Origin of the sequence: Oceaniglobus roseus (genome assembly GCF_002869745.1) — a bacterium.
Classification (GTDB): Bacteria; Pseudomonadota; Alphaproteobacteria; order Rhodobacterales; family Rhodobacteraceae; genus Oceaniglobus; species Oceaniglobus roseus.
The window spans coordinates 364,063-377,580 of the sequence record NZ_PNOS01000001.1 but is presented as its reverse complement, the minus strand read 5'-3'; the positions used below and the strand labels follow the sequence as shown (position 1 = coordinate 377,580).

11 protein-coding genes are annotated in these 13,518 nt (G+C 68.5%); 5 read left to right on the top strand and 6 right to left on the bottom strand.

Going from position 1 to position 13,518, the window contains the following annotated elements; translation table 11 throughout:
• Both A7B20_RS01840 and cysQ read right to left on the bottom strand, forming a co-directional pair.
• A partial coding sequence (locus tag A7B20_RS01840; RefSeq protein WP_157937576.1) for a glycosyltransferase family 2 protein occupies window positions 1–724 on the bottom strand: 724 nt, incomplete at its 3' end.
• A gap of 5 nt (window positions 725–729) precedes the next feature.
• Complete coding sequence (cysQ, locus tag A7B20_RS01835; RefSeq protein WP_102106829.1) at window positions 730–1,527, bottom strand: 3'(2'),5'-bisphosphate nucleotidase CysQ; 798 nt, start codon at window positions 1,525–1,527, stop codon at window positions 730–732.
• A gap of 140 nt (window positions 1,528–1,667) precedes the next feature.
• Here cysQ and A7B20_RS01830 point away from each other — a divergent pair, with 140 nt between their 5' ends.
• Both A7B20_RS01830 and A7B20_RS01825 read left to right on the top strand, forming a co-directional pair.
• On the top strand, window positions 1,668–2,489 hold the full coding sequence (locus A7B20_RS01830; RefSeq protein WP_102106828.1) for an ABC transporter permease: 822 nt from the start codon (window positions 1,668–1,670) through the stop codon (window positions 2,487–2,489).
• Complete coding sequence (locus A7B20_RS01825; RefSeq protein WP_102106827.1) at window positions 2,486–3,097, top strand: peptide-binding protein; 612 nt, start codon at window positions 2,486–2,488, stop codon at window positions 3,095–3,097. The genes A7B20_RS01830 and A7B20_RS01825 overlap by 4 nt, the downstream gene beginning before the upstream one ends.
• Before the next feature lie 242 nt (window positions 3,098–3,339).
• On the opposite strand, the gene A7B20_RS01820 is transcribed toward A7B20_RS01825, so the two are convergent.
• The gene (locus tag A7B20_RS01820; protein ID WP_102106826.1) at window positions 3,340–3,951 is read right to left on the bottom strand and encodes an alpha-ketoglutarate-dependent dioxygenase AlkB family protein; all 612 of its coding nucleotides are present in this window, start codon (window positions 3,949–3,951) and stop codon (window positions 3,340–3,342) included.
• 209 nt (window positions 3,952–4,160) lie between these two features.
• On the opposite strand from A7B20_RS01820, the gene dnaK reads away from it, so the two are divergent.
• The 3 genes from dnaK (at window position 4,161) to radC (ending at window position 8,364) form a co-directional block, all read left to right on the top strand.
• Window positions 4,161–6,086, top strand: coding sequence for a molecular chaperone DnaK (dnaK, locus tag A7B20_RS01815; protein ID WP_102106825.1), 1,926 nt, complete (start codon window positions 4,161–4,163; stop codon window positions 6,084–6,086).
• 76 nt (window positions 6,087–6,162) lie between these two features.
• Entirely contained in the window at window positions 6,163–7,323 is a 1,161-nt protein-coding gene (dnaJ, locus tag A7B20_RS01810; RefSeq protein WP_102106824.1) for a molecular chaperone DnaJ, read from the top strand.
• A 279-nt stretch (window positions 7,324–7,602) separates the two neighbouring features.
• Entirely contained in the window at window positions 7,603–8,364 is a 762-nt protein-coding gene (gene radC / locus A7B20_RS01805) for a RadC family protein (protein ID WP_102106853.1), read from the top strand.
• A 107-nt stretch (window positions 8,365–8,471) separates the two neighbouring features.
• On the opposite strand, the gene A7B20_RS01800 is transcribed toward radC, so the two are convergent.
• The 3 genes from A7B20_RS01800 to ku all read right to left on the bottom strand — a co-directional run bounded on the left by A7B20_RS01800 (window position 8,472) and on the right by ku (window position 13,357).
• Window positions 8,472–10,007 carry an FAD-dependent oxidoreductase gene (locus A7B20_RS01800; protein WP_102106823.1) on the bottom strand — a complete coding sequence of 512 codons (1,536 nt, stop codon included), beginning with the start codon at window positions 10,005–10,007 and terminating at the stop codon, window positions 8,472–8,474.
• An 87-nt stretch (window positions 10,008–10,094) separates the two neighbouring features.
• A complete protein-coding gene (gene ligD, locus A7B20_RS01795) occupies window positions 10,095–12,515 on the bottom strand; it encodes a DNA ligase D (RefSeq protein ID WP_102106822.1) in 2,421 nt (806 codons plus the stop codon).
• Window positions 12,515–13,357, bottom strand: a complete 843-nt coding sequence (gene ku / locus A7B20_RS01790; protein ID WP_102106821.1) for a non-homologous end joining protein Ku — start codon at window positions 13,355–13,357, stop codon at window positions 12,515–12,517. The genes ligD and ku overlap by 1 nt, the downstream gene beginning before the upstream one ends.
• Window positions 13,358–13,518: the final 161 nt, after the last annotated feature.

The following is a 13,518-nucleotide window of genomic DNA, read 5'->3' as shown; positions in this document are numbered from 1 at the left end:
GGGCCCAGAAGGCGGCGGAGGAGGCGCCGATGTCGAAGAGGCTCAGCGGCGCGCGGTCGGCGCGGCGCCGCTCGGAAGGGGCGAAGCCGTGGTGGACCTGCGCCAGGGGCACAAGGGCGGTGCGATGCCCGGCCCTGGCAAGGCGCAGGTTCAGGTCGGTCTCGTCGAGGTAGAAGGCGAAGGCCTCGTCGAAGCCGCCGAGCGCCAGCAGCACCTCGCGGCGCAAGGCCATGTTCGTGCCCTCGGTCTTGATCGCACCGCCCGGGGGCGGCGCGGGCACCACCGGCGCGTCGCCTGCGAACGGCAGGGGTAAGGCGGCGCCGGTATCCTCCACCTGCCGGCCGCGCCACTGGAACGAGATGCCGTTCCGCCCGATCACGAAGCCCCCCGCCGCGGCCACGTCCGGATCGGCGAAGGGCGCGGCAAGGTGGAGCAGCCACGAAGGCTCGGGCACCGCGTCGTCGTCAATGAAGGCGACCAGGTCGCCCGCCGCCGCGCCGATGCCGATGTTGCGCGCGGCCGAGATGTTGGGCCGGCCGCAGGCCAGAAGCTTGACCTGCGCGGCCAGCGGGTGCGCCGCGGCCGCCCGTCGCCCGGCCTCGTCGGCCACCACGATCACCTCGAAGGCGGGATGGTCGAGCTGCGCGAGCCCCGTCAGGCAGCGCGACAGCGCGTCGGGTCGGCCGCGGCTGACGACGACGACGCTGACCCGCAGGGGCTCCACCGCGCTCAGGCGGAGTGCAGCGTCACGCCCGGGGCATAGGCGATGAAGAACGGGTTGGCGAAGCCCGCCTTGCCATAGACCAGCGGCGTGTGGTCGTCGAAGCGCACCACGTGGCCGCCCGCGCCGTGCAGCACGGCCTGACCGGCCGCCGTGTCCCATTCCATCGTCCGGCCGAGCCGGGGATAGAGATCGGCCTCGCCCGTCGCGACGAGGCAGAACTTCAGCGACGAGCCCGCGCTGGTCATGTCCTTCACCGCGTACTTGCCGATGTAGTCGTCGGTGGCCTGGTCGCGGTGCGACTTGCTGGCCACCACCATCAGCGCGTCGTTGTCGGGCTCCGAGACCGAGATCGTCTTCGTTTCGCCCGCCGTTTCCGGGTCCAGATCGCCCGTCTCCTCAACCGTCCTGCCCATGGCGTCGGTGTAGAACAGCCGCTTCTTGGCGGGCGCATAGACGACGCCGCGGATCGGCACGCCGTCGACGACATAGGCGATGTTCACCGTGAAGTCGCCGCGCCGCTGCACGAACTCCTTGGTGCCGTCCAGCGGATCGACGATCAGGAAGGTGGTGGCCGTCTCGCCGTGGGAGTCCGCCTGCTCCTCCGTCACCAGAGCCACGTCGGGGAAGGCCTCGCGCAGCCCGGCCGAGATCAGGGCGTCCGCCGCCTCGTCGGCCTCGGTGACGGGGCTGTTGTCGGACTTCGACTTCACCTCGAAATCGGCGGAGTCGTAGATCTCCATGATCTTCGCGCCCGCCTCCAGCGCCAATCTGCGCATGACGCGGGTCAATGTTTCGTAATTCATCCGCATCATCCTGTGCTGGGTGCCGCCCCGGCCGGGACAGTTGTCTTGAAGGGGTTTCCTCCTTATGGTCGCGGGTCAAGAAAACGGCAAGATTTTCCCGTAGAATTCCGGGACGACGATTCGACCAGCTTGGAAACCACATGTTCGAACGCGCGCAGCCGCAGACCAGACTGACCACCGCCGTCGGAATCGCCGAACTGATCTATCACAACACGGTGCGCAGCGTCAGGAAGCAGCACGCCAACGCGCTGATGGCGATCCTGATCAACATCCTGCAGACCGTCATCTTCGTGCTGGCGTTCTTCCTGCTGTTCTCGGTCCTCGGCATGCGCGGCTCGGCCATCCGGGGGGATTTCCTGCTCTACATCATGTCGGGGATCTTCCTCTACATGGTGCACACACGGACGGTGACGGCGATCCTCGGCTCCGAAGGTCCGGCCTCGGCGATGATGAAGCACGCGCCGATGACCACCGCGGTCTCGATCTCCTCCGCCGCGCTCAGCACGCTCTATGTCCAGCTGCTGTCGATGAGCACGGTGCTCTACTTCTACCACGTCATCTGGGGGCCGATCACGATCCACGAATGGCACGGCGCCCTCGGCATGGTGCTGCTGGCCTGGTTCTCGGGCATCGGCGTCGGGATGATCCTGCTGGCGATGAAGCCCTGGGCACCGCAATTCGTGAGCATCCTCGCCATGGTCTACACCCGGGCGAACATGATCGCCTCGGGCAAGATGTTCGTCGCCAACAAGCTGCACGCGAACATGCTGGTGTTCTTCGACTGGAACCCCCTGTTCCACTGCATCGACCAGGCGCGGGGCTTCACCTTCGCCAACTACTTCCCCCACAACAGCTCGGTCGCCTACCCGATCTACGTCTCGATCGCGCTGCTGATGATCGGCCTGATGGGCGAGTTCTATACCCGCAAGCACGCCTCGCTCAGCTGGAACGCGCGGCATTGAGGCGGCTCGCGCCGGTCCTCGCCCTGGCTCTCTGGGGCGGCCTCGCGGCGGCGCAGGAGCTGCCCGCCCTCTACAACGTCACCGGCGTGGCGGCGGACGACGTGCTGAACCTGCGCGACGCGCCGGATGCGACAGCCGCGCTGGTGGGAACGCTGCCCCCGGATGCGCGCAACGTCGAGGTGGTGGACATCAACCCCGCCGGCACCTGGGGCCTCGTGAGCCGCGACGAGGGAAGCGGGTGGGCCAACCTGAGCTTCCTGCGGCGTCTGCCGGACCAGACCTTCGACGACCTGCCGGCCCCCCTCGACTGCGGCGGGACGGAGCCGTTCTGGACCGTCAGGGTGCGGGAGGGGTCGGTGAGCTTCGAACTGATCGGCGAGACCACTCACGAGTTTCGCATCGGCGACCGCCTGCGCTCGCGCAACCGGACGGACCGCTGGGCGCTGTCCTATGCCCGGCCCGGCGCGGGGATGGAGGGCGTGGTGTCCCGCGGCCTCTGCAGCGACGGCATGTCCGACCGGGTCTACGGGCTGGAAGGCGATTTCCTGGTCACCGACGGCAGCGGGATGACGCTCTATTCCGGCTGCTGCTCGCTGGCCGCGCCCTGAGGCACCCGACGCGCCGCGGCCGAACCGGGCACCGCGCGCGCTCCGGGGGGAACCATTTTCCTCGAGGAAAATGGTCCGGTTTTCTCGAGAGAACCGGCTCCCCCTCGGCAACCCCGGTTCTGACCGAACCGACATCCGGAAGCACGGACCCTTCCGCGGGGGGCGCATTTTCCTTGAGGAAAATGCACCGGTTTCCTCGAGGAAACCGGCTCCGCGCCCCGATCCCCGCGCGCCGATGCGTCTCAGGTCACCACGCGCAGCGTGAGGTTGACCCGCCCGCCCTGGGGCAGCAGCCGGGACGAGCCGAAGCGGATCCGGTCCACCCCGTGATGCACCAGCCGCGCCGCGCCGCCCATCACCACCACGTCGCCGGAGGTCAGCCAGACGCTTTCGGTGCTGCCCCCCTTCCCGACCCCGCCGATCCGGAACAGCCCCTCGTCGCCGAGCGAGACCGAGATCACCGGCCAGTCGAACGACGCCTCGTCGCGGTCCTGGTGCAGCCCCATCCGCGCGCCCTCGCCGTAGAAGTTGACGAGGCAGCAGTCCGGATCGCGCCCCGCGGGGCCGAGCGCCCGCCAGATCGCCAGCACCGACCCGGGAATCGGCGGCCAGGCCACGCCCGAGGGATGCCGCGGCTCGTAGCGGTAGCCGCGCCGGTCCGACACCCAGCCGAGCCGCCCGGCCGAGGTCATCCTGACCGACATCCGCTTGCCCCACCGCGTCTCCGGGTGGAACAGCGGCGCCGCGCGGATCACGGCGCGCAGGTCGTCCAGCATCGCGGCCTGCGCCTCCGGCGCCAGCCAGCCGCGGTAGAGGTCGACCCCGCGCAGGGTCAGGGTGGGTGTGTCGGTCATGGTACGTCCCCGGATATCGCCCCGCGAGGACTCGCATTTTGCGCCAGATTCCTCCATCCCCTCGGCTTGCAGGGGTCTGAACCCCTCCTTATATACGCCCGAGACGCCCGGCCGGGGGCCTTGAACCCGGCGCAAACCATTGGGATCGCCGGGGATATGCCGCACCGCGGGTCTCCCCGCATGAACATCGCCTGAGAGAGGACCTGAGCATGGCCAAAGTCATCGGAATCGACCTTGGAACCACGAACAGCTGCGTTGCCATCATGGACGGCAGCCAGCCCCGCGTGATCGAGAACGCGGAAGGGGCGCGCACCACGCCCTCGATCGTCGCCTTCACCGACGACGAACGCCTCGTCGGCCAGTCCGCCAAGCGGCAGGCCGTGACGAACTCGGAAAACACCATCTTCGCCGTCAAGCGCCTGATCGGCCGTCGCACCGACGACCCGGAAGTGGCGAAGGACAAGAAGAACCTGCCCTACACCATCGTCGACGGCGGCAACGGCGACGCCTGGGTCGAGGCCAAGGGCGAGAAGTACAGCCCCAGCCAGATCTCGGCCTTCATCCTCGGCAAGATGAAGGAAACCGCCGAGTCCTACCTCGGCGAGGAAGTGACGCAGGCGGTCATCACCGTCCCCGCCTACTTCAACGACGCCCAGCGCCAGGCGACCAAGGACGCCGGCAAGATCGCGGGTCTCGAGGTGCTGCGCATCATCAACGAGCCGACGGCGGCCGCGCTGGCCTATGGTCTCGACAAGAAGGAAACGAAGACGATCGCGGTCTACGACCTTGGCGGCGGTACCTTCGACGTGACCATCCTGGAGATCGACGACGGCCTGTTCGAGGTGAAATCGACCAACGGGGACACGTTCCTCGGCGGCGAGGACTTCGACATGCGGATCGTCAACTACCTCGCCGAGCAGTTCAAGAAGGACAACGGCGTCGACCTGACGAAGGACAAGATGGCGCTCCAGCGCCTGAAGGAAGCGGCCGAGAAGGCGAAGATCGAGCTCTCCTCATCCTCCCAGACCGAGATCAACCAGCCGTTCATCTCGATGGACCCGAAGGGCGGCCAGCCGCTGCACCTCGTTATGAAGCTGACCCGCGCCAAGCTGGAAAGCCTCGTCGGCGACCTAATCAAGAACTCGATCGCGCCCTGCAAGGCGGCGCTGAAGGATGCCGGTCTCTCGACCTCCGACATCGACGAGGTCGTCCTCGTCGGCGGCATGACCCGCATGCCCAAGGTGATCGAGGAAGTGACCAAGTTCTTCGGCAAGGAGCCCCACAAGGGCGTCAACCCGGACGAGGTCGTCGCGCTTGGCGCCGCCATCCAGGCTGGCGTTCTGCAGGGTGACGTCAAGGACGTGGTCCTGCTCGACGTGACGCCGCTGTCGCTCGGGATCGAGACGCTGGGCGGTGTGTTCACCCGGCTGATCGACCGCAACACGACGATCCCGACGAAGAAGAGCCAGATCTTCTCGACCGCCGAGGACAACCAGAACGCCGTGACGATCCGGGTGTTCCAGGGCGAGCGCGAGATGGCGGCCGACAACAAGATGCTCGGCCAGTTCAACCTGGAAGAGATCCCGCCTGCCCCCCGCGGCATGCCCCAGATCGAGGTGACCTTCGACATCGACGCCAACGGCATCGTGTCGGTCGGCGCCAAGGACAAGGGCACCAACAAGGAGCAGAAGATCACGATCCAGGCGTCGGGGGGCCTGTCGGACGAGGACATCGAGAAGATGGTCAAGGACGCCGAGGCGAACGCCGAGGGCGACAAGAAGCGGCGCGAGCTGGTGGAAGCACGGAACCAGGCCGAATCGCTGATCCACTCGACCGAAAAGGCCATCGAGGAGCACAAGGACAAGGTCGACCCCTCCACGGTCGAAGCGATCGAGCTGGCCATCGCCAACCTGAACGAGCAGCTCGAAAGCGACGACGCGGGCAAGATCAAGTCCGGCATCCAGAACGTGACCGAGGCTTCGATGAAGCTGGGCGAGGCCATCTACAAGGCCGAGCAGGCGAAGGCCGGCAATTCCGACGATGACGACGGCAGCGCCGGCGGACGCGGCGGCGACGATGACGACATCGTGGATGCCGACTTCGAAGACCTGGGCAACGACAAGCGCGCCTCGTAAGCGCCTCTTGTGAACCCGCGGAAGCCGGCCTGAATCATTCGGGCCGGTTTCTGCGTTCCGAAAGGACCGAAACCTGATGGCAAAGCGCGATTACTACGACATCCTTGGCGTTTCCAAGACCGCCACGGCCGACGAGATCAAGAAGGGGTATCGCCAGAAGGCGAAGGAACTGCACCCCGACCGCAACGCAGACAATCCGAACGCCGAAGCCCAGTTCAAGGAGGCGAACGAGGCCTACGAGGTGCTGAAGGACGCCGACAAGAAGGCGGCCTACGACCGCTACGGCCACGCGGCCTTCGAAGGCGGCATGGGCGGCGGCCCGCGCCCCGGCGGACGGCCGGGCGGCGGCTTCGGCGGCCAAGGCGACTTCGCCTCGGCCTTCTCCGACGTGTTCGACGACCTGTTCGGCGACATGATGGGCGGCGGGCGCGGACGCGGGGGCCAGCGGGCCACCCGCGGATCGGATCTGCGATACAACCTGCGCGTCAGCCTCGAAGAGGCGTACAACGGGCTGCAGAAGACGATCAACGTCCCGACGGCGCTCGCCTGTTCCACCTGCCACGGCACCGGGGCCGAGGGCGGCTCCGAACCCTCGACCTGCCCGACCTGTTCGGGCATGGGCAAGGTCCGGGCGCAACAGGGCTTCTTCACCGTCGAACGCACCTGCCCCACCTGCTCGGGCGCGGGCCAGATCATCAAGAACCCCTGCCCCGTCTGCCATGGCCAGGGCCGGGTCGAGAAGGACCGCTCGCTCTCCGTGAACATCCCCGCGGGGGTGGAGACCGGCACCCGCATCCGTCTTTCCGGCGAAGGCGAGGCCGGGCTCAGGGGCGGGCCCTCGGGCGATCTCTACATCTTCATCGAGGTGGCCGACCACCCGCTGTTCCAGCGCGAGAACCAGCACCTGTTCTGCCACGTGCCGGTGTCGATCGTGGCCGCGGCCCTTGGTGGCGACATCGAGGTGCCGAACATCGACGGCGGCCGGTCCCGGGTGAAGATCCCGCCGGGCAGCCAGTCGGGCAAGCAGATGCGCCTGCGCGGCAAGGGGATGCCCGCACTCCGCGGCGGCAACTACGGCGACATGTACATCGAGCTCGCCGTCGAGACGCCGGTGAACCTGACGGCCCGCCAGAAGGAGCTCCTGCGCGAGTTCGACCGGCTCTCCGAGGACAACAACCCGGAATCCTCGGGCTTCTTCAAGAAGGTGAAGACCTTCTGGGACGGCATGAAGGGCTGACGGCCCGCCCGGCCCGACAGATCGCACGAACCGCCGCCCCTCCCCGGGCGGCGGTTTTTTCATTTCCCCGGCGCCCGTCGGGCAGGCCGCCCCCGCCGTCGACGGCCGGGGACCTCCCTCACCCCCCCTTGGCCCCCCTCTCCCTCGATGCGGTTCCGGCAGCGGCGGCGAACCGCCCTCCCCCACCCTCTTCTTCCTCGTCCCGGATACTCCCGCCGGAGGCACTCCACCCCTCCTCCTTAACCCGCCGTTTACCAGCGGCGCGCCATGCTCATCATCATGCAGCACGCCGACGCCTTCCACGAACGCCCCCTCCCCCTCTTCGACGAAGCCGAAGCGGTAGCGCCGCTCGCCCGCGGCGACAGGCTGCCGTCCTACATCCAGGACCACCGCAAACGCCTCCGTGCCCGGTTCATGGAGGGTGGGGCGGCGGCGATGCCGGATTACGAACTGCTGGAGCTGCTGCTGTTCCGCGCCATTCCCCGACAGGACGTCAAGCCCCTGGCGCGTCGCCTGATGGATGCCTTCGGCGATCTGGGCCGGGTGCTGTCCGCCAGCCCCGAACAGCTGATGGCGGTGCAGGGCGTGGGCGAGGCGGTGATGGTCGAGCTGAAGATCGCCGAGGCCGCGGCCCATCGCATCGCCCGTGCGAAGGTCATGCAGCGCCCCGTGGTGTCGAGCTGGGACGCCCTGCTCGACTACTGCCACACCACCATGGCCCACCGCGAGACGGAGCAGTTCCGGATCCTGTTCCTCGACCGCAAGAACGTGCTGATCGCGGACGAGGAGCAGGCGAAGGGCACCGTCGACCATGTTCCCGTCTATCCGCGCGAGGTGGTGAAACGGGCACTGGCGCTCAACGCCTCGGCGCTGATCCTGGTGCACAACCATCCCTCGGGCGATCCCACGCCCTCGGACAGCGACATCGCCATGACCGCGCAGATCGCCGACGCCTGCGGCACCCTCGGGATCGTCCTGCACGACCACCTGATCGTCGGCAAATCGACCGAACTCAGTTTCCGGCAGGCCGGGTACCTGTGAACATGGTGGATGTCCTGCGCCAGCCTGCCCGGACGCGCATCTCCGGAACCCGCAACCGGCTTCGCGAGCGATGGCGCCAGCACACGGCACTCGTGGCGGCCTGGCCGTCAGGCCTCGACCGGACCGCGCCCCGCCATGCGGCGTTCCATCAGCGTCACGTCGTCCTGGAAGCCGAGCGACAACAGCGCGTGGACCTTCCCGTCTTCGACGTAGCGCAGGGCGAAGCTCTTGCCGTCCGGCGCTCCGTCCACCGTGTCCCAGGATGTTGCATGGCCGGTGTAGGCATAGGATCCCTTGGCCTGCTGCATCGTCCAGAAGAACGGCGTGCTGTCATAGCTGCGCCCCTGCCCCAGCATGTTGCGCGCGGCCAGTTCGCCGGTCTCCTGCGCGAAACGCCAGTGCTCGATCCTGACCTTGCCCCAGGGGGTCGGCAGGCGGGCGATGTCGCCGGCCAGGAACACGTTCCCGAACCCCGGAACGGCCAGCGTCTCGTCCACCGTGATGCCGCCGTCGTCGTCCCGCGCGAAGGGCAGCCAGCTGGTGCGCGGGGCCGCGCCCACCGACACAAGCACGAGGTCGGCGTCCACCTTTTCGCCGCTTTCAAGGCAGACATGGGCCACCCGGCTGTCCCCGGTGAACCCGGTCACCTTGGCGGAGCGCACGAATCGGACCCCCGCCTCCTCGTGCTCGGACAGCAGCCGACGCGCCACGGCATTGCCGAACACCCGCGCCAGCGGCAGGTCCTCGTTCAGGATCACGGTGACGTCCACGCCCTCCCTCTTGCCGAGGACCGTGGCGGCCTCCAGCCCGATGAACCCGCCGCCGACGATAGCGATGCGGCAGGTGCCCCGCGCCCGGCAGGTATCGAGGTCCGCGCGCAGCGCGTCGGCATCGGCAAGGGTGCGAAGGCTGTGGATCCCAGTCAGCCCCTCGCCCGAGACCCCGAGATGCCGCGCATCGCTGCCCGTGGCGACCAGCAGCCGGTCGTAGCGGACCCGCTCGCCCGAGTTGGCCAGCACCAGTTCGGCGGCCTCGGTGTCGATGGCCCGGGCATGGTCCCGCTTCCAGGTGACGCCGACGCGGTCCAGGTCTTCCGCCTTGCGCGTCACCGGGGTGTCCGGCGTCTCCTCGCCCTTCAGGTAGCTCTTGGACAGCTCGACCCGGTCCAGCGGGCCCCGATCCTCGTCGCTGACCACGGTGATCGTCCCGCCGAAACCTTCGCGGCGCAGCGTCTCGGCCGCGCGCCATCCCGCGGCGCCGCTGCCGACAATGACGAAACTGCGCGCGTCCTCGCCGCGATCGGCGAAGTCGGGCAGCGGATGCTGTGGCGTGTCGCTCTCGACCGTGACCAGCACGGCGCCATCCACGACGCGAACCGGGTAGCGGGCAAGCGCCTCGCAGGCCGGGGGCGCCTCCAGCGCGCCGGTGGCAAGGGCGAAGCGCGCGCGATGCGCCGGGCAGACCAGGCTGCCCTCGTGCACGATCCCGTTCTTCAGCGGCACACCCCGGTGCGGGCAGGTGCCCGCCAGCGCATGTACCGCGTCGCCGTCGCGCACGAGCACCACCTTCACGCCGTCGAGTTCGACTCCGTGGGGCTTGCCCTCTTCGAGATCATCGAGGCGGGCGGCATCATGTTCGGGCATATCGGAACTCCATCGACCGTTTGGCGTCGCAGTCGGAACGTGCCGTGACGGGCCGGGTTCCGAGATTTCGCGCCACGACCTGCCGGATCAGCCGCCCACCAGCTTCTCCAGCGCCGTCACCCGGGCCTGCGACAGGGCGACGGGCCGGGGCAGGGTCAGGTCGTCCCAGCCGCGCTCCTGCGCCGTCTCGATGTCGAAGCCATTCGCCGCCTTCAGCCGCGGCAGTTCCTCCCAGCCGACGGGCACCGCCACGCTCGCCCCGGGCCGGGCGCGCAGCGAGAAGGGCGCGATCGCCGTCGCGCCACGTTCGTTCCGCAGCCAATCGATGAAGATGCGGTCCGTGCGGCGGGCCTTCGACATCGTCGCGGTGAAGCGGTCGGGTTCGGTGTCGGCCAGGTGTGTCGCCAGGATGCGCGAGAACAGCTTGACCGTATCCCACTCCGCCATCCGGCGCAGCGGCACCACCACGTGCACCCCCTTGCCCCCGGTGACGAGTGGCCAGGACGGCAGGTCGAGGGTTTCGAGGATGTCGCGCAGGTCCTGTGCCGCGCGGGCGACCTCGGCAAAGCCGAGCCCTTCGTCGGGGTCGAGGTCGAAGACCATGCGGTCCGGCTTTTCCAGCGCGTCGCGCCGGGCGCCCCAGATGTGGAACTCCAGAGTGCCCATCTGCACGGCGCCGACGAGCCCCGCGGCGGATGAGACGTACATGTAATCGGCCGTGCCGCCGTCCTTCTCGGGGATCGACACCGTCCCGATGGCCGGGGGAAATCCCTTGCCCGCATGCTTCTGGAAGAACCGCTCGCCCTCCAGTCCCTCGGGCAGCCGCACCAGTGACAGGGGCCGGTCGGCCGCGGTTTCGAGGATGCGGTCGGCCATGGTCTCGTAATACCGGGCAACCTCGCCCTTGGTGATCCCCGCGTCGGGAAAGACGACGCGGCCGGGGTGGCTGATGCCGACCCCGGCGACGTCCAGGCGTTCCTCCGGCATGCGATCCTCCTCCAGCTTCACGGTGCGGGCCGGCTTGTCCTCGCGCAGGGCGATGAAGACGGCGTGGCGCAGGCGGTCGTCGGCGGTCTTCTCGGCATAACGCACCTCGGCCACCAGTTTCGGGGTGATCCAGGTCACGCCCCGCGCCTCGGCCGCGTCGACCTCGGCCGGGGCGGTCCTGCGTTCCAGGCCCGACATCGCCGCGGCCAGGTCCTCCATCCCGTCGGCGTCGAAGCCGGTGCCGACCTTGCCGACATAGACCAGCCGCCCCCCGTCGTGGGCCGCGAGCGCGAGCGAGGCGAAGGGGCGGCCGCGCTTGTCGCTCTCCTGCCAGCCGATGACGACGAACTCGTCCCGCCGCTCGCACTTGATCTTCAGCCAGTCGCGGCTGCGGCGGCCGCTGTAGGTGCCGTCGGCGCGCTTCGACAGGATCCCTTCGCCCCCCGCCTTGCAGATCGCGGCCAGCGCCGTTTCGGGATCCGCGTCGATGATCGGCGAGAGCGCGGCCTGACCCAGCGGCGGCGCGTCGCGGAACAGCCGTTCCAGATGCTTCCGCCGCTCGGTCAGGGTCTCCTTCGTCAGCGGCCGGCCGTCCTGCTCCAGCAGGTCGAAGGCATAGAAGCGGAACGGCCCGCCCGCCTTGATCGCGTCCTGGAGCCGCGAGAACCCGTCGAGCCCGGCGCCCGCCACGATCTCTCCGTCGATCAGGGCCGAGTCGCAGTCCACGGCCTCGAAGGCGGGCAGGAGCGAGTCGAACTTCTCGGTCCAGTCGTGGCCGTTGCGGGTGAAGATCCGCGGGCCGCCCTTGCCCAGCGCGACCAGCGCGCGGTAGCCGTCGAACTTCACCTCGTGCCACCAGCCCTCGCCCTCGGGCGCGTCGTCCACCAGCGTCGCCAGCTGCACCTTGCGGAAGGCCGGACGCTTGCCCGACCGCTCGACCGGAACGGGCCCGCTGTCGGCGGCGATCTGGCGGAAGGTGCGGTTGGTCGAGACGCTCCGCCGGTAGCGCGCGACGGGGTCGCGGCGGCCCGCCGCTTCGTCCTCCTCCTTCACCATCAGCCAGTTGTCGCGGCCCTTGTCGCCGCTGCGGTTGCCCTTCATCCGGATCAGGTGCCAGCCGCCGGTCAGCCGCCGCCCGTGCAGCCCGAAATGCAGGTGCCCCTTCTCCAGCCCCTTCGCCACCGAACCGACCGGCTGCCAGTGGCCGATGTCGAACAGCATGACCGTTCCGGCGCCGTAGTTGCCCTCGGGAATGATCCCTTCGAAGCCGAGGTAGGACAGCGGGTGATCCTCGGTCCGCACGGCGAGCCGCTTGTCCGAGGGCTGCAACGACGGACCCTTCGTCACCGCCCAGCTGAGCAGCGCGCCGTCCCACTCCAGCCGCAGGTCGAAATGGGTGCGCGTGGCGTCGTGCTTCTGCATCGAATAGCGCAGCGCCAGCGCGCTGTCCGCCGCCTCGTCGCCCGGCTCGGGCGTCCGCCCGAAATCCCGCTTGGCGATATAGCGGTCGAGGCGTCCCATCAGGCCGACTTCTTGCCGCCGCCGCGGGAGGCGGGCTTCTTCCGGCCGCCGTCCTTCTTCAGGCTCTCCTTCAGCGCCGACATCAGGTCCACCACGTTGTCGTCCGATCCGCCGCCGGACTTGCCGTCCCCGGTCTTGGTGCGCGGCGTCTTCTTGTTCTTGCGCTTGCGCTCGATCAGGTCGCGCAGGGCGCTGTCGTAGTGGTCCTCGAAGTTCTCCGCGTTGAAGGCCTTCGTCTTGCGGTCGATCAGCTCGGTCGCGACCGACAGCAGTTCCTTGTCCGTCTTGTCGTCCTGGATCTCCGAGAACAGCGGATCCGCCTTCCGGATCTCGTCCGCATAGTGCAGCGTCTCGAGCAAGAGGCCGTCCCCGCAGGGACGGATGGCGCAGAGGTATTCCTTGCCGCGCATGGTCAACTGGCCCAGCCCGACCTTCTCGGACTGGCGCAGGGCATCGCGGACGACGCGATAGGCGTCCTCGGCAAGGTCGTCGGTCGGCACGACGTAATAGGGCTTGTCGTAATAGAGCGGCGGGATCTCGCAGGAGCCGACGAACTGCACCAGCTCCAGCGTCTTCTTCGTCTCCAGCCGGATCGCGTCCAACTCCTCGGGTTCGAGCAGCATGTACTCGTCATCGCCCAACTCGTAGCCCTTGAGGATGTCCTCGTTCTTCACCGGGCCGACGCCGGGCACCGTCTTTTCATAGCGCACCCGCTTGCCCGAGGGGCCGTGGATCTGGCGGAACGACACCCGTGCGCCGGAACTGGTCGCGGAATGCAGCTCGACGGGGATGGACACCAGCGACAGCCGCAGCTGGCCCTTCCAGATTGCCCGGGACGCCATGGAAACCCTCCTTCCCTAAAATGGTGCAACACCGCGACCCCCGATTCGGTTCGCCACGATCCGGTTCGCCCCGATCGGCGGCAAGGCCTTGCCGCGGCGACGGGAGGACCGGAACGGAACGGCCGGCCTGCCGGTTTCGACAGGGACAACGAAAGGATGGC

What these genes read in the sequence shown, in the direction of transcription:
- dnaK (WP_102106825.1), top strand. Translation starts at nt 4,161, where the DNA reads ATGGCCAAAGTCATCGGAATCGACCTTGGAACCACGAACAGCTGCGTT.
- A7B20_RS01830 (WP_102106828.1), top strand. Translation starts at nt 1,668, where the DNA reads ATGTTCGAACGCGCGCAGCCGCAGACCAGACTGACCACCGCCGTCGGA.
- A7B20_RS01820 (WP_102106826.1), bottom strand. Translation starts at nt 3,951, where the DNA reads ATGACCGACACACCCACCCTGACCCTGCGCGGGGTCGACCTCTACCGC.
- radC (WP_102106853.1), top strand. Translation starts at nt 7,603, where the DNA reads ATGCAGCACGCCGACGCCTTCCACGAACGCCCCCTCCCCCTCTTCGAC.
- ligD (WP_102106822.1), bottom strand. Translation starts at nt 12,515, where the DNA reads ATGGGACGCCTCGACCGCTATATCGCCAAGCGGGATTTCGGGCGGACG.
- dnaJ (WP_102106824.1), top strand. Translation starts at nt 6,163, where the DNA reads ATGGCAAAGCGCGATTACTACGACATCCTTGGCGTTTCCAAGACCGCC.
- cysQ (WP_102106829.1), bottom strand. Translation starts at nt 1,527, where the DNA reads ATGAATTACGAAACATTGACCCGCGTCATGCGCAGATTGGCGCTGGAG.
- ku (WP_102106821.1), bottom strand. Translation starts at nt 13,357, where the DNA reads ATGGCGTCCCGGGCAATCTGGAAGGGCCAGCTGCGGCTGTCGCTGGTG.
- A7B20_RS01800 (WP_102106823.1), bottom strand. Translation starts at nt 10,007, where the DNA reads ATGCCCGAACATGATGCCGCCCGCCTCGATGATCTCGAAGAGGGCAAG.